The organism is Paenibacillus pasadenensis DSM 19293, assembly GCF_000422485.1.
GTDB lineage: Bacteria > Bacillota > Bacilli > Paenibacillales > Paenibacillaceae > Paenibacillus_O > Paenibacillus_O pasadenensis.
The window spans coordinates 96,100-111,492 of record NZ_AULW01000016.1; the positions used below are offsets into that span (position 1 = coordinate 96,100).

Here is a 15,393-nt window from a genome sequence, read left to right on the forward strand (position 1 = left end):
TATTTTTATCTTGAATGAACGTTCCAAAACTGCTGTTGATGCCGCTCTTGACGCCGCGACGAACGTGTTCCGCCAATACGGATTCGAAGGCACGTCAGCGCAGATGATTGTTGATGCGATGGGAATCGGTCGCCAGAGCCTCTACGACACTTTCGGCGACAAGTGGCAGCTCTATTTGACAGTAGTCCGTCGTTATGCCGTCTCGGAGAGCAGCGCGCATCGTGCAGCACTGGGTCAAGGGGAGCGCGCGGTCGACGGCATCCGGGCGATGCTCCACCGGGTCGTGCGCGAGGCCTACACTCCTTGTCTCGGCGTCAGCTCGATTGCCGAATTCGGATGCTCGCGTCCCGAGCTCACAGCGGTCAATGCTGCGGCCGAGCGCGAGCTTCGCGCCGTCATGATTGAAAGCATCCGCAAGGCGCAGTCCGAAGGTGATATCGCGGAAGGACTCGATCCCGATCAACTGGTGACTTTCCTCATTGCAAGCATCTCAGGCATTCGGCTTGCGGCTCGTGGCGGAGCTCAGCCGAATGATCTCGCCAATCTTGGCGAAATGGCGCTTCGGATAGTACGATAGCCATTTTTTTTTGCTAATAACGGAACGATCATTCAAAAAAGGTGATGACGATGAAAGCGATTGTAATGAATGGGGTCGGCGAAGCCGACCGACTTGAATATGTGGAGCGCCCTGATCCCATGCCCGGAGTCGGAGAAGTACGGATTGATGTCGCTGCTGCTGGAGTCAATTTCATGGATATCGGTGTCCGGCGCGGGAGCGCATGGGTGGAAATGCCCAACCCGAAAATTTTAGGCGTGGAGGGCGCGGGGCGCATTGAGGCGGTTGGAGAAGGCGTGACGGACTTCGCTGTCGGAGACCGCGTGGCATGGGTCTTTGTGCCTGGCAGCTATGCCGGGAAGCTGGTCGCGCCTGTCGATTCGCTCGTTCGCATTCCAAACGCCATCGATGACCGAACTGCCGCTGCGGTCATGATGCAGGGGTTGACCGCCAGCCACTTCGCCACCGACTTCTATCCCGTACAGGCAGGCGACTCCGTGCTCGTCCATGCGGCGGCTGGCGGCCTCGGCCAGCTCCTCACCCAGATCGTAAAGCTGCGCGGCGGCACGGTAATCGGTCGCGTATCCAGTGAAGAAAAGGCTGAAGCGGCGCGCAAGGCCGGCGCCGATCACGTCATCGTCGACAGGGAAGGAAAGTTTGCTGAGCAAGTACGCGACCTGACTAACGGCGAGGGCGTGCATATCGTCTACGACGGATCCGGTCCAACGACATTTGCGGGGTCGATGGCGGCTCTGCGCCGTTCGGGAACGTTCTGCTGGTACGGACCCGTTCTCGGCGGTCCCGGCTCGTTGGATATCATGAGCTTGCCGAAAAGCATCAAGCTGGGCTATGCCGTCTTCACCGACCACATTCCCACGACCGCGCTGCTGCGTGAGCGCGCCGCGCGCCTTTTCGATTGGATTGCTCAAGGCAAGCTGAACATTGAGCTCGGCGGCGTTTATCCGTTGACAGAAGCTGCGAAAGCTCACCGTGAGATGGAAAGCCGCCGGACAACCGGCAAGCTCCTCCTCATTCCCTGACAAGCCTGAAGCTTGAATATTGCGGCTCCTCCGTCCATACACATAGAGATAATCGACTTGAACTGGAGGAGGTGCGCCCGACTTCCGCATCCGTCAAGGAGCGGAAGAAGGGAAGAGCGTGTCCGACGACCCCTTGCCGCTCGGCATCAGCTTGCTGCTTATTGTGCTTCTCGTTTTCCTGAACGGCTTTTTTGTCGCCGCGCAGCTCGCGATGGTGAAAGTACGCGGTAGCCGCATCAGCGCTCTCGTCTCCGAAGGCAACGGTAAGGCGCGGTTCGCCTCCCGCCTGACCGGCAGCCTCGATTCCTTCGTCTCCGTCTGCCAGCTCGGCATTACGCTCGCCTCGCTCGGCCTCGGCTGGGTCGGGGAGCCGGCCGTCGCGGCGCTGCTCGAGCCGCTGCTGCTGCGCTTCGGCTTCGGCGGTCCGGCGGCCGGGACCGTCACGTTCGTCGCCGCCTTCGGCTTCATCGCCTTGTTCCACATCGTGCTCGGCCAGCTCGCTCCCAAGACGCTTGCCATCCGCCAGGCCGAAAAGGTGACGCTCTGGACCTCGCGCCCGCTTATCCTGCTCCACTCGCTGCTCTATCCCGTCATCCGCGTGCTGGACGGCATGGCCGGCCGGCTGCTGCGCTGGAGCGGACTCGAGCCGGCTTCCGGGCCGGAGCCGGCGCATAACGAGGAGGAGCTGCGCCTGCTCATGCAGGAGAGCCGCAGGAGCGGGCTGATCGATCCGGCGGAGCTGACGCTCATGGACAATATTTTCGACTTTGCGGATACGCAGGCGAGGGAGATCATGATTCCGCGGACGGACATGGTCTGCCTGTTCGTGGACCGTTCGCTGGAGGAGAATAAAGCCGCCGCCCTGCAGCGCATGTTCACGCGCTATCCGGTATGCGACGGCGACAAGGACGACGTGATCGGCTTCGTCCACATCAAGGACCTGCTCCGCGCGGGCATGCAGGCGACCGACCTGCACGGCCTGATCCGTCCGGTGGCGGCGGTGCCGGCGTCGACGCGCATCCATGCGCTGCTGGCAAGGATGCAGCAGGACAAGGCGCAGCTCGCGATCCTGATCGACGAATACGGCGGCACGGCGGGGCTGGTGACGCTGGAGGACATCGTGGAGGAGATCGTCGGCGACATCACCGACGAGTTCGACGCGGAGCGGAGCCTGCGCGATACGGGCAGCTGAAAGGCCGGCCGAAGGCAGGCAGCAGCCTGCCCTCGGCGCCAGCCAGGGCGTCGGCAGTCAGCATTCAGCAGTCAGCAGTCAGCATTCATAAGGCTGTTTCGGGCATCCGTCCCTTCTGGACGTCCGAATCAGCCTTTTTCGCGGTCCATGCGGCGGAGGCAGGCCGCCAGCCGATCCCAGGTCTGGCTCATGCCTTCGACGACGCCGAGCTTGAGCGAGCGCTTCAGCGCCTGGGAAGAGACGAACTCGGCGCGGCTCGCGAGCCGGGTGCGGCCGCCTTCCTCCCGGAACTCCAGGGAGACGAGCAGGCCCTGTCCCTCGGGCACGGCTCCGGACTCGTCCGCGGCGTAGTCCTCGTAGACGAGCCGCTCGTTTTCCTGCAGCTCGCGGTAGACGAACTTGCCCCAAGTCTTCCGGCTGCCGTCCTCGGCTGCAAGCCCGTAATGCCAAAAGCCGCCCGGCTGCAGCTCCATGCGGCTCTCCGCCACCGTCCAGCCCTTCGGCCCCCACCACTCGCGGAGCAGCTCCTCCTCCGTATAGGCCCGGTACAGCTGCGAGGGCGAGGCCTCGAAAGCCCGCTCCAGCAGCAGCGTGTTTCCTTTAGCCTTGGAGACGACCGCAGGCGCCGGTTTTCGTTTCAACATCAAGCATCGATCCTCTCTGTCGCTTCAATTGAATTCTATTATGGGGGAGAGCGCCCGGCCATTCAAGGCGCCTATGCCGAGCCGCGTCCGTATTCCGGCGTCCGCATGCCGCGGAAGGCGGGGCTTCGCGACTGCCGCGCCGGCGTCGCTCCCGCTCACGGACAAGCGGCATCCTCTCGACGTCGCTGGCCAAAAAAACAAAAAGGGCGAATTCCCTTGCACGGTTCCGTCCGCGCCGCAGGAACAGCCTGCACCCCAATCTGCTTCTCGCAATCCATCATCCATAAATGCCTCGCGATTTCCTTTGATTCGGTTCAAATCGAGTTCACATTCGAGGGTTATGCTTGCAGCGAACGATAACCAGGGAGGATGAACAACGATGAAATCCAATCCAGCCAGCACGAGCGAGTGGGCGGTCGAAGCGCGCGGACTCGTGAAGCAGTTCGGCGACAATCGGGCTGTCGACGGCGTGGACCTGAAGGTGCGCGCCGGCTCGATCTATGGCGTGCTCGGCCCGAACGGAGCGGGCAAGACGACGACGATCCGCATGCTCGCGACGCTGCTGCGCCCCGATGCGGGCGAGGCGCGCATCTTCGGCGTCGACGTGATGCAGAAGCCGCAGCAGGTGCGGCAGCTGATCGGCGTGACGGGACAGTACGCCTCGGTCGACGAGTCGCTAAGCGCGACCGAGAATCTCGTAATCTTCTCTAGGTTGCTCGGTCTTGGCCGCGCCGAGTCGCGCCAAAAGGCGGCGGAGCTGCTGGAGGAATTCGGCTTGACCGAAGCGGCCAAGCGGCCGCTCAAAAACTTCTCCGGAGGCATGCGCAGGCGGCTTGATCTGGCGGCCAGCCTGATCTCGCAGCCGCCGCTCATCTTCCTCGACGAGCCGACGACGGGCCTTGATCCGCGGACGCGGGCGCAGATGTGGGACACGATCCGCAGGCTCGTCAAAAGCGGCTCGACCGTGCTGCTGACGACGCAGTATCTGGACGAGGCCGACCAGCTGGCTGACCGCATCGCGGTCATCGACCGCGGTCGCGTCGTCGCCGAGGGCACCGGAGACGAGCTGAAGGCGTCGGTCGGCAGCTCGTCGCTCCATCTGCGCGTGACGGATCCGGGCCAGATCGCGACCGCCCGCGAGACGGTGGAGCGCGTGCTTCAGACCCGCTCCAGCGCGACGGCGGAAGCCGGGCGGATTACCGCTCCGATGGCGGAGGCCGGCCAGGTGACCGACCTGCTGATCGCCCTGCGCGGCGCCGGCGTCGACTTGGCGGAGATCAGCGTGCAGAAGCCGACGCTCGACGAAGTGTTCCTGACGATAACCGGCAGCGGACCGGCGGCTACGGCGCCGGACGCGTCCAGCGCCAACGAACGAATGGAGGCTAGAAACGCATGAAGACCGAAATTGCGCCGGCAGGCGCTTCCAGGCGGATCGTCCAGCGGGGCGGCATCGTCCAGGCCTTCCGCAACTCGCTGACGATGGCGTACCGAGGGCTGCTCAAGATCAAGCGGACGCCGGAGCAGCTGTTCGACGTGACGCTGCAGCCGATTCTGTTCACGCTCATGTTCACGTACATTTTCGGCGGCGCCATCTCCGGCGACGTGGCCAGCTATTTGCCGGTCATCATCCCCGGCATCCTCGTGCAGACGGTCATCGGCACTTCGATCGTCACCGGCGTGCAGCTGCGCGAGGATATGGACAAAGGCGTGTTCGACCGCTTCAAGTCGCTGCCGATCGCGCGCATCGCGCCGCTCGCCGGCTCGCTCCTCGCCGATACGGTGCGGTATACGATCGCCACGGTGCTGACCTTCGTCATGGGCTATCTGATGGGCTACCGTCCCGAGGGCGGCCTCGGCTACGTGGCCATCGCCGCCGTGCTCGTCATCGTCTGCTCGTGGGCGGTCAGCTGGATCTTCGCCTTTTTCGGCGTCATCGCCCGCAGCGCCTCCAGCGTCCAGGGCATCTCGATGATCGTGCTGTTCCCGCTGACGTTCCTGTCCAACGCGTTCGTGCCGGTCGAGACGATGCCGGATTGGCTGCAGTGGTTCGTAAAGTTCAATCCGGTCTCGCATCTGGTCAGCGCCGTGCGCGATCTGGCGAACGAAGGGACGCTCGGGGCCGAGGTCGGCTGGTCGCTGCTCGCCGCGGCCGCCATCGTCGCGATCTTCGCGCCGCTGACAGTGAAGGCGTATATGCGCCGCACTTGAGGGCTTGAGCGCCGGCGTGCTCGAACCGTCCTGTGGCTTATTCTTATTCGGGCGGAAAACATTTAGGGACACCCTTCTAGAACGGGCTCGCTGAAGCTGATCGGCGCTAGGGAGCGCCGGTCAGCTGAAGGAAAGTCGGCGCTCCCTAGCGCCGCAGCCAAGGAGACACGCTTGCTGAAGGAAAATCGGCGCTAGCAATCGCCGCAGCCAAGGAGATGCGCTCGCTGAATTGCTGCACGACGAAAAAGGGTCTGTCCCGAAGGTCATCGACGATGACCGGGGACAGACCCTTTCCATTCTCGGCCTGAACCGGCGGATCCAAGGCAGAAAAGTGCCTTGGATCCGAAATCTCGGCCTGAACCGACGGATCCAAGGCAGAAAAGTGCCTTGGATTCCGAATCTCGGCCTGAACCGGCGGATCCAAGGCAGAAAAGTGCCTTGGATCCGAAATCTCGGCCCGAATCGGCGGATCCAAGGCAGAAAAGTGCCTTGGATCCGAAATCTCGGCCCTAATCGGCGAATCCAAGGCAGAAAAGTGCCTTGGATCCGAAATTTCGGCCCTAATCGGCGAATCCAAGGCAGAAAAGTGCCTTGGATCCAGAAATCTCGGCCTGAATCGGCGAATCCAGGGCACAAATGTGCCTTGGATTCCCGATCTCGGCCTGAACCGAAAGATCCAAGGCAGAAAAGTGCCTTGGATCCCCATTCTCGGCCTGAACCGACGGCTCCAAGGCAGAAAAGCGCCTTGGATTCCCAATTCCGGCATCATTCCCGGCCGTCCCGCCGCCTCCGTCAGGCGCGGCCGGACTCCGCGAACGTCCGCTCGTCGACGAGCGACACGGTCTCGATCGTGCCGCCGCCGAGGCAGCGCTCGCCGTCGTAGAACACGACGGCTTGCCCGGGCGTGACCGCCTTTTGCGGCTGGTCGAACACGACCTCCGCGCCGCCGTCCGGGCCGAGCCGCAGCGTGACGCCCTGATCGGGCTGCCGGTAGCGGAACTTGGCCGTGCAGCGGATGTCGCCCGCCGGACGCTGCGGGTCGATCCAGTTGACCTCGCTCGCGGTCAGCGAGGAGGAGTACAGGCGCGGATGCGCGTCGCCCTGCACGACGTAGAGGATATTCGCCTCCAGATCCTTGTCCGCCACGAACCACGGCTCGCCTGTGCCGGAGCCGCCGATGCCGAGGCCCTGGCGCTGGCCGAGCGTGTAGTACATGAGCCCGTCATGCCGGCCCTTGGTCTCGCCGGTGCGCAGATCGACCATCGGCCCGGACTGGGCCGGCAGGTAGCCGCTCAGGAACTGCTTGAAGTTGCGCTCGCCGATGAAGCAGATGCCGGTGCTGTCCTTCTTGCGGGCAGTCGCGAGGCCGTTCTCCTCGGCGATCCGGCGCACCTCGGGCTTCGGCAGATGGCCGATCGGGAACATCGCCGAGGCGAGCTGCTCCTGGCTGAGCTGATGCAGGAAGTACGTCTGGTCCTTGCCGGCGTCGATGCCGCGCAGCAGCGTCGTGACGCCTTCCTCGTCGCGGACGACGCGCGCGTAATGGCCCGTCGCCAAATAGTCCGCGCCGAGCGACTTGGCCTTGGAGAGGAACTCGCCGAACTTGATCTCGCGGTTGCACATGACGTCCGGATTCGGCGTGCGGCCGCGGCGATACTCATCGAGGAAGTACGAGAATACCTTGTCGTAATACTGGCGCTCGAAGTTGACCGTATAATAGGGAATTCCGATCTGCTCGCAGACGCGCCGCACGTCCTCGGCATCCTCGTCCGCGCTGCAGACGCCGTTCTCGTCGGTCTCATCCCAGTTCTTCATGAAAATGCCGATGACGTCGTAGCCTTGCTCCTTGAGGAGAAGGGCGGTCACGGACGAATCGACTCCGCCGGACATGCCGACGACAACCCGCTTGGAGCGGTTGCTTTCCTGCGCTGCCATAGTAATCCACCACCTTGACAATCTGGAGCCTTCCCTGCTATTCTGACAACTTGTGTCCGTCCCTGCCGCTGACGGCCGGGCGGGAAGAGTTCTCCCATTGTAGCACAACGGAGCCTAGAGTTTCATCCGATGATGAATTTCTGGCGGCCGAACGCCGAATTTAGCGGACGTACAGCCCTGAACTGTGCTAACATATCAGTATTATGGGAATACCTTGATTTAGTTTGTCGACCAATCAGGGAAAGAGGTGCAGCCATGAAAATTTCTACGAAGGGCCGGTACGGCCTTACCATTATGATGGAGCTTTCCGCCAAGTTCGGAGAAGGTCCGATCTCGCTCAAGAGCATCGCCGAGAAGAATCAGCTGTCGGAGCACTACCTCGAGCAGCTGATCGCTCCTCTGCGCAACGCCGGCCTCGTCAAAAGCATCCGCGGAGCCTACGGCGGCTACATCCTGTCCAAGGACCCGGACACGATTACGGCCGGCGACGTGATCCGCATCCTCGAAGGGCCGATCTCGCCGGTCGACTTCACCGAGGAGGACGATCCGGCCAAGCGCAACCTGTGGCTGCGCATCCGCGACAGCATCGCCGAGGTGCTCGACTCCACGACGCTGCTCGACCTCATCCAATATACGGACAAGAGCGAAGCCGACAGCTATATGTTCTATATTTGATTCCGATTCGAGAAAGGTCTTGAAACGCGATGGAACGGATCTATTACGACCATGCCGCCACGACCCCGCTGCATCCCGAAGCCGCGCGGGCGATGCTCGAGGTGCTGCAGGGGCCTCCGGCGAACGCCTCGAGCCTGCACAGCTTCGGGCGCGACGCCCGCAAGCGGGTGAGCGCGGCGCGGGACGCGATCGCCGCCACGATCGGCTGCCGTCCGGATGAGCTCGTCTTCACCTCCGGCGGGACGGAGGCGGACAACTACGCGCTGCGAGGCGTGCTGGAGGCGCAGGCCGCGAGCGGCAAGCGCCATCTCGTCACGAGCGCGGCCGAGCATCATGCCGTGCTCAAGGAATGCGAGCGGCTGCAGCGCGGCGGCTGGCGCGTCACCGTGCTGCCCGTCGACGGCGACGGTCTCGTCTCGCCCGATCAGCTGCGCGACAGCCTGAGCGACGATACCGGGCTCGTGAGCATCATGTACGCCAACAACGAGACCGGCGTCCTCCAGCCGATCGCGGAGCTGGCGGCGGCGGCGCAGGAGCGCGGGGTGCCGTTCCATACCGATGCGGCCCAGGCGTACGGCAAGCTGCCGATCGACGTCGCCGAGCTGCCGATCTCGCTGATGACGCTCTCGAGCCACAAGATCAACGGCCCCCAAGGAGTCGGCGCGCTGTTCGTGCGCCAAGGCACGCCGCTTGCGCCGCTGCTCGTCGGCGGCTCGCAGGAGCGCAAGCGGCGGGGCGGCACCGAGAACGTCGCCGCCCTCGCCGGCTTCGCCCGCGCGGCCGAGCTCGCCGCGCGCGAGCGGGAGCGCCGCGCGGCCGCGATGGAGCAGCTGCGCGAGCTGTGGCTGCGCAGGATGGCGGAGGTTACGGACGGAGCGGCCGTCCTGCTCGGCCATCCCGAGCGGCGGCTGCCGGGCATCGTCAACCTGGCGATTCCCGGCTTCGACCGGGAGTCGCTGCTGATGAATCTCGACCTGGCCGGCATCGCCGCCTCCGGCGGCTCCGCCTGCACGGCGGGCGCGCTGGAGCCTTCGCATGTGCTGCAGGCGATGGGCGTGCCGGAGGAGCTTTCCGGCTCGGCGGTAAGATTCAGCTTCGGATTGGGCAATACTACAGAAGAAATGGAGCTTGCGGCCGAGCGCGTTGAAACTTTTCTCGGCCGTAATCGTAAATCTTCTTAGGAGGCGCTTTGCGTGCCGAATGCCGCCGACCGCATGCTGAAGCTGCAGGAAGTCATCGGGCAGCCCGCCTTTTTCGCCGCTTCCGGCGCCCGCGCCGGCAAAATCCGCGACGCCTGGTTCGACGAGCACTGGACGCTGCAGGGCTTCGTGCTCGACGGCTGGTGCTGGCGGCCGGGCCATGCCCGAACCGTGCTGTGGGACGACGTGCTCGTCTGCGGCGCCGACTGCGTGTTCCTCCGCTCGGCCGAGTCGATCGGGGTGAGGCGCCTGAAGTCGCTGCCGCGCTCGTTCCTCGGCGGCTGCGTGCGGCTCAAGGAGCTTCCCGTCGTCACGGCGGAGGGAGATCAGCTCGGCCGGATAAGCGATGTTTATTTTGACCCGAATCAGGGTACACAGGTAGTAGGCTTTGAACTGACGGACGGATTTGTCTCAGACCTTAAGGACGGTCGGAGATGGCTGAGAGCGCCCCGGGATCCGGATGTCTTCTTGTTAGGGGAAGATGCGATTGTCGTCCCGCCGCTGGACGAGAGTGCCCTGGAGCGTGTCGCAGCTTCCGATCCGTAATGTAGGGAGAAATGAATCGATGAGCATGAGATGTCCCAACTGCAATTCCCGAGATATCGGCAAGATCGGCTCGCATCAGTTTTACTGCTGGGGCTGCTATATCGAGCTGACGGTCAACGGCGATAAAATGTCGGTCTATCAGGTCGAGGAGGACGGAACGCTCAGCTCGCTGGACGATCTGTTCTTCGAGGACGACATCGCCTCGTCCGAGATCCACGCGAACTGAAGCAGGCCGACCGAGATATCGGGAGCTGCGCCCCTGACGGATTTCCGTCAGGGGTTTTTCCTGTCCGTCGAAGCGCGAAGCGCGGCAGCGGACAGGCAAGGTATGGGAGCGGCGGAAGCCGCATATACTTTAACGGACCTGCCGGGCAGACAGGCTCTCCAGCAAGCTTGGACGGTCCCGGCTTTCGGACAGCGGATGCGAGAGGGGAGGGGCTGGGATGGAAAAATGGACGCAGAACCGGATGCTGCTCGGGCTCGTCTACGCGATCCTCGGCCTGCTCGCCCTGTTCCTGCTGCTGCTGCTCAAGCCGCTGCTGCTGACGGTATACCGCTTCGCGAGCGCCGTGCTGACCCCGTTCCTGATCGCGATGGTCATCGCCTACGTGCTTCACCCGATCGTCAGCCTGCTCAGCGCCAGGCGGGTGCCGCGCTCGCTTGCCGTCCTGCTCATCTACGCCGTGTTCTGCTCGGCGCTCGCCGTCATCCTCATGAACCTGATCCCGATGGTGACCGAGCAGGTGCAGGAGCTCGGGGAGCATGCGCCGGAGCTGACGATGCGGGCGCAGAGCCTCGTGCGGGACTTCAACCATACGTCGTTCCTGCCGGAGAGCTTCCGCGAGGCGATGATCCGCGCGCTCGCCGGGCTGGAGAAGCGGCTCGCGGAATCGACGACCGACTTCATCAACAACATCGGCTCCATGCTCGGCGCCGTGTTCTTGTTCTTCATCATTCCGTTCCTCGTGTTCTATATCCTCAAGGACTTCGAGGTGATGGAGCGCGCGGTCATCGCCTGCGTGCCCAAGTCGCATCGCAAGCCGGTCGTCCGCATGCTCAAGGACATCGACGAGGCGCTCGGCAGCTACATCCGCGGGCAGTTCCTCGTCTGCGTCATCATCGGCCTGCTCGCTTACGCCGGCTATGCCATCATCGGGCTGCCCTACGCGCTGCTGCTCGCCTCGATCGTCGCGGTGACCAACGTCATTCCGTATCTCGGACCGTTCATCGGAGCGGCGCCCGCGCTGCTCGTCGCCTCGACGGTTTCGTTTAAAATGATGCTGCTTGTCGCCGTCGTCAATACGGCGTGCCAGATCCTGGAGGGGAACGTCATCTCGCCTCAGGTCGTCGGGCGCACGCTGCATATCCATCCGCTCATGATCATCTTCGCGCTGCTCGTCGGCGGCCAGCTGGCCGGCATTCCCGGCATGATCCTCGCCGTGCCCGTGTTCGCGGCGCTCAAGGTGATCCTGCAGCATGTGTTCGCGTATTACGTGCGGCGGCGGACCGTGTAAAGCGTTTTTGCAACCTCGCCAAGGCTCCTATAGCCGGCAGAGCAATCCAACCGCTTCCAGTCGCGTCCGTCCGCCCATACAAATTGACAATCCTGCCGCTCTATCCTATAATCGGCGGTATATGGCCGAAATACGTCCCGCTGGGGCGAGGCCGCATAGACACAGCGTTGATGGGATGCCAAGTAGGGCGCAGCCCGGCAATCAGAGAACGGATTCCTTTCGGATGGAGCGCCGAGCGCCCGCCGGACGGCTGCGAGAATCCGCCTGCCGAAGAGCGTGCCGAAGCTGATCTCGGAGCGTGGATCAACTCCACCGGCCGCCGGAGCCGTTATCTGCCGGATCGAGGAGATCGCTGCCCGTCCGCACATCGCGGAGCCGGAGCGATAACCAGGGTGGTACCGCGAGTTCAATCGTCCCTGTCGGCAGACAGGGGCGTTTTTTGTTTTTCACATTCCGCGATAGGAAAGGTTGGATTTGTCATGAAAGCAGCAGAAATCCGCGCCAAGTGGCTGAAATTCTTCGAAAGCAAAGGACATAAGGTCGAGCCGAGCGCCTCGCTCGTGCCGCATAACGATCCGTCCCTGCTCTGGATCAACGCCGGCATCGCGCCGCTCAAGCCGTACCTCGACGGCCGCGAGATTCCGGACAATCCGCGCATCACCAACGCGCAGAAGTGCATCCGCACGAACGACATCGAGAACGTCGGCAAGACGCGCCGCCACCAGACGTTTTTCGAGATGCTCGGCAACTTCTCCATCGGCGACTACTTCAAGGACGAGGTCATCGTCTGGGCGTGGGAGTTCCTCACGTCGAAGGACTACATCGGCTTCGATCCGGAGCGCCTGAGCGTGACCGTGCATCCGGACGACGAGGACGCGTACCGGCTCTGGAACGAGACGGTCGGCCTGCCGGCGGAGCGCATCGTCAAGCTGGACGGCAACTTCTGGGAGATCGGCGAAGGCCCTTGCGGCCCGTGCACCGAGATCTTCTACGACCGCGGCGAGCAGTACGGCAACGATCCGTCCGATCCGGAGCTGTATCCGGGCGGCGAGAACGAGCGCTACCTCGAGGTGTGGAACCTCGTCTTCACGCAGTACAACCTCAATAAGGACGGCAGCTACACGCCGCTGCCGAACAAGAACATCGATACCGGCGCCGGCCTCGAGCGCTTCGCCTCGATCCTGCAGGACGTCGACTCCAATTTCGACACCGACCTGTTCCTGCCGATCATCGAGAAAACCTGCGAGATCGCAGGCGTGACGTACAAGGACAGCGTGGAGAAGGACATCGCGCTCAAGGTCATCGCCGACCACGCGCGCACGGTCGTGTTCGCCGCAGGCGACGGCGTGCTGCCCTCCAACGAGGGCCGCGGCTACGTCATCCGCCGCCTGCTGCGCCGCGCCGTCCGCTACGGCAAGACGCTCGGCGTCGACCGTCCGTTCCTGTACCGCCTGACCGAGACGATCGGGGACATCATGGGCGTCTACTACCCGGAAGTCGTCGCGAAACGCGAGTTCATCGAGAAGGCCATCCGCAGCGAGGAGGAGCAGTTCCACCGCACGCTCGAAGGCGGTCTCGGCCTCTTGGAGCAGTTGGCCCGTGCGGCCAAGGCGGAAGGGCGGACGGAGATCGGCGGCGAGGATGCGTTCAAGCTGTACGATACGTTCGGCTTCCCGTTCGACTTGACGGAGGACTACGCCAGCGAGAACGGCCTCGGCGTCGACCGCGGCGGCTTTGACCAGGCGATGGAGGCGCAGCGCAGCCGCGCCCGCGCGGCGCGCCAGGAGACGGGCGGCATGAGCGTGCAGGGCGGCGCCCTGTCGGAGTTCACGGAGCCGAGCGAGTTCATCGGCTACTCCCGCCTCGTCGGCGACGCCGTCGTCACCGGCATCGTCCTGGACGGCGAGCTTGTCGACATCGCCGGCGAAGGCAGCCGCGTGCTCGTGCTGCTCGACCGCACGCCGTTTTATGCCGAGAGCGGCGGCCAGGTCGGCGACAAGGGCCTCCTGCAAGCGCCGGGCCTGAAGCTGCAGGTCGAGGACGTCACCAAGGCGCCGCACGGCCAGCCGGTCCATCATGCGCTCGTCGTCGAAGGCGCGCTGCGCAAGGGCGGCCAGGTGGCGGCCGAGGTATCCTCCTCCTCGCGCGGCGACACGGTCAAAAACCATACCGCGACGCATCTGCTGCACAAGGCGCTCAAGGAAACGCTCGGCGGACATGTCAACCAGGCCGGCTCCCTCGTCGAGCCGGACCGGCTGCGCTTCGACTTCTCCCACATCGGCTCGATCTCGGCCGCGGAGCTGGCGGAAATCGAGCGCCGCGTCAACGAGCAGATCTGGGCCGGCACGCCGGTCGTGATCGAGAGCAAGCCGATCGCCGAGGCGAAGGCGATGGGTGCGATGGCGCTGTTCGGCGAGAAGTACGGCGACGTCGTGCGCGTCGTGCAGGTCGGCGACTACAGCATCGAGCTGTGCGGCGGCTGCCATGTGGAGAACACGTCGCAGATCGGACTGTTCAAAATCGTAGGCGAGACCGGCATCGGCTCGGGCGTACGCCGCATCGAGGCCGTAACCGGCCGCAGCGCCTACGCGTATCTCGAAGGACGGCTCGAGCTGCTGGAGCAGGCGGCGAGCCTGCTGAAGGCTGGCGCGGCCGACGTGCCGCGCCGCCTGGAAGCTCTGCTCGGCCAGGTGAAGGAGCTGCAGCGCGACAACGAATCGCTGCAAGGCAAGCTGTCGCGCATCGAGGCGGGCCAGCTGGAGAGCGGCGTCAAGAATGCGGGCGACGTCTCCGTGCTGGCGGCTCAGGTGAGCGCGCCGACGATGGACGCGCTGCGCGGCATCGCCGACGAGCTGCGGCTCAAGCTGCCGGCGGCGGTCATCGCGCTCGGAGCTCCGGCGGACGGCAAGGTCAACCTTGTCGTATCGGTGCCCCAGGAGCTCGTCAAGAAGGGCTTCCACGCCGGCAAGATCATCAAGGAAGCGGCAGCCGCTTGCGGCGGCGGAGGCGGCGGCCGTCCGGACATGGCCCAGGCGGGCGGCAAGGATCCGTCGAAGCTCGGCGAAGCGCTGCGCCTTGTCGAAGAACTGGTTCTCGCCCAGGCAAATGTGATATAGTGAGGATGTATCTTTAATCGCGCCCTTACGATCCGGGCCAGAGGAAAGCGAGGTGCTGGCGGTGAGCTCCATGGACAAGACAATGAAGTTCGACGTGGTTGCAGACGGTCCTGAGGCTTCCTCCAAGGAGATCCTGCTGACGGTGTATGACGCGCTGGTCGACAAGGACTACAATCCGATCAACCAGATCGTCGGGTATCTGCTATCCGGAGATCCCGCCTACATCCCGAGGCATAACAACGCACGAAGCCTGATCCGCAAGAAGGAACGAGACGAGCTGATCGAGGAGCTGGTCCGCTCGTATCTGGCCGCTCACCGCTGATCAGGCCGCGACAGGAGAATGCAGACTGACTAGACTTATGGGCTTGGACTACGGCGACCGCCGCATCGGCGTTGCCCTCAGCGACCCGATGGGCTGGACCGCCCAAGGGCTCGAGGTGCTGCAGCGCAAGGGCGGCGGCGAGCTGCAGCGAATCGCGCAGCTTGCCGCGGAGCACGAGGTGTCCGAGATCATCGTCGGGCTTCCTAAAAATATGAACGGCACGATCGGTCCGCGTGGCGAAATTTGCATCGCATTTGCCGAGGAATTGAGGCAAGCAGTCCACTTACCTGTACACCTATGGGACGAACGACTGACGACGGTATCCGCGCAGAGGACGCTGCTCGAAGCGGATGTCAGCCGCAACAAACGCAAGCAGGTCGTCGACAAGATCGCGGCCGCGCTGATTTTGCAGAATTATCTCGACTCTAAGATGAAAAGGTGAGGGT

16 protein-coding genes are annotated in these 15,393 nt (G+C 63.7%); 13 read left to right on the forward strand and 3 right to left on the reverse strand.

Features of this window, described 5'->3' with window-relative positions:
* The first annotated feature begins 10 nt into the window (after window positions 1-10).
* From H582_RS0104320 to H582_RS25930, 3 genes are all read left to right on the forward strand, one after another.
* On the forward strand, window positions 11-577 hold the full coding sequence (locus H582_RS0104320) for a TetR/AcrR family transcriptional regulator (protein WP_028597540.1): 567 nt from the start codon (window positions 11-13) through the stop codon (window positions 575-577).
* A 50-nt stretch (window positions 578-627) separates the two neighbouring features.
* A complete protein-coding gene (locus H582_RS0104325) occupies window positions 628-1,596 on the forward strand; it encodes a quinone oxidoreductase family protein (RefSeq protein ID WP_028597541.1) in 969 nt (322 codons plus the stop codon).
* Window positions 1,597-1,714: 118 nt separating this feature from the next.
* The gene (locus H582_RS25930) at window positions 1,715-2,788 is read left to right on the forward strand and encodes a hemolysin family protein (protein WP_043110900.1); all 1,074 of its coding nucleotides are present in this window, start codon (window positions 1,715-1,717) and stop codon (window positions 2,786-2,788) included.
* 128 nt (window positions 2,789-2,916) lie between these two features.
* Here H582_RS25930 and H582_RS0104335 read toward each other — a convergent pair whose 3' ends face one another.
* Window positions 2,917-3,432, reverse strand: a complete 516-nt coding sequence (locus tag H582_RS0104335) for an SRPBCC family protein (protein ID WP_052332952.1) — start codon at window positions 3,430-3,432, stop codon at window positions 2,917-2,919.
* A 379-nt stretch (window positions 3,433-3,811) separates the two neighbouring features.
* Between H582_RS0104335 and H582_RS0104340 the strand changes: the two genes are divergently transcribed.
* Both H582_RS0104340 and H582_RS0104345 read left to right on the forward strand, forming a co-directional pair.
* The gene (locus tag H582_RS0104340; RefSeq protein WP_028597543.1) at window positions 3,812-4,828 is read left to right on the forward strand and encodes a daunorubicin resistance protein DrrA family ABC transporter ATP-binding protein; all 1,017 of its coding nucleotides are present in this window, start codon (window positions 3,812-3,814) and stop codon (window positions 4,826-4,828) included.
* Window positions 4,825-5,640, forward strand: a complete 816-nt coding sequence (locus tag H582_RS0104345) for an ABC transporter permease (protein ID WP_028597544.1) — start codon at window positions 4,825-4,827, stop codon at window positions 5,638-5,640. Before H582_RS0104340 ends, H582_RS0104345 begins: the two co-directional genes overlap by 4 nt.
* A gap of 145 nt (window positions 5,641-5,785) precedes the next feature.
* Here H582_RS0104345 and H582_RS0104350 read toward each other — a convergent pair whose 3' ends face one another.
* Window positions 5,786-6,115: a hypothetical protein gene (locus H582_RS0104350; protein ID WP_146000457.1), complete on the reverse strand. Its 330-nt coding sequence runs from the start codon at window positions 6,113-6,115 to the stop codon at window positions 5,786-5,788.
* 317 nt (window positions 6,116-6,432) lie between these two features.
* Window positions 6,433-7,575, reverse strand: coding sequence for a tRNA 2-thiouridine(34) synthase MnmA (mnmA, locus tag H582_RS0104355; RefSeq protein ID WP_028597546.1), 1,143 nt, complete (start codon window positions 7,573-7,575; stop codon window positions 6,433-6,435).
* A 255-nt stretch (window positions 7,576-7,830) separates the two neighbouring features.
* On the opposite strand from mnmA, the gene cymR reads away from it, so the two are divergent.
* The 8 genes from cymR to ruvX all read left to right on the forward strand — a co-directional run bounded on the left by cymR (window position 7,831) and on the right by ruvX (window position 15,389).
* Window positions 7,831-8,250, forward strand: a complete 420-nt coding sequence (gene cymR, locus H582_RS0104360; protein ID WP_028597547.1) for a cysteine metabolism transcriptional regulator CymR — start codon at window positions 7,831-7,833, stop codon at window positions 8,248-8,250.
* A 29-nt stretch (window positions 8,251-8,279) separates the two neighbouring features.
* Window positions 8,280-9,431: a cysteine desulfurase family protein gene (locus H582_RS0104365; RefSeq protein ID WP_028597548.1), complete on the forward strand. Its 1,152-nt coding sequence runs from the start codon at window positions 8,280-8,282 to the stop codon at window positions 9,429-9,431.
* A 12-nt stretch (window positions 9,432-9,443) separates the two neighbouring features.
* Window positions 9,444-9,995 carry a PRC-barrel domain-containing protein gene (locus tag H582_RS0104370; RefSeq protein WP_228551615.1) on the forward strand — a complete coding sequence of 184 codons (552 nt, stop codon included), beginning with the start codon at window positions 9,444-9,446 and terminating at the stop codon, window positions 9,993-9,995.
* 25 nt (window positions 9,996-10,020) lie between these two features.
* A complete protein-coding gene (locus H582_RS0104375; protein ID WP_028597550.1) occupies window positions 10,021-10,221 on the forward strand; it encodes a hypothetical protein in 201 nt (66 codons plus the stop codon).
* A gap of 217 nt (window positions 10,222-10,438) precedes the next feature.
* On the forward strand, window positions 10,439-11,509 hold the full coding sequence (locus H582_RS0104380; protein ID WP_028597551.1) for an AI-2E family transporter: 1,071 nt from the start codon (window positions 10,439-10,441) through the stop codon (window positions 11,507-11,509).
* A gap of 479 nt (window positions 11,510-11,988) precedes the next feature.
* Entirely contained in the window at window positions 11,989-14,625 is a 2,637-nt protein-coding gene (gene alaS / locus H582_RS0104385; protein ID WP_028597552.1) for an alanine--tRNA ligase, read from the forward strand.
* Window positions 14,626-14,686: 61 nt separating this feature from the next.
* Window positions 14,687-14,947 (forward strand): IreB family regulatory phosphoprotein, encoded by a 261-nt coding sequence (locus tag H582_RS0104390; protein WP_028597553.1) that lies wholly within the window; start codon window positions 14,687-14,689, stop codon window positions 14,945-14,947.
* A gap of 37 nt (window positions 14,948-14,984) precedes the next feature.
* Window positions 14,985-15,389: a Holliday junction resolvase RuvX gene (ruvX, locus tag H582_RS0104395; RefSeq protein WP_043110901.1), complete on the forward strand. Its 405-nt coding sequence runs from the start codon at window positions 14,985-14,987 to the stop codon at window positions 15,387-15,389.
* Window positions 15,390-15,393 lie beyond the last annotated feature (4 nt).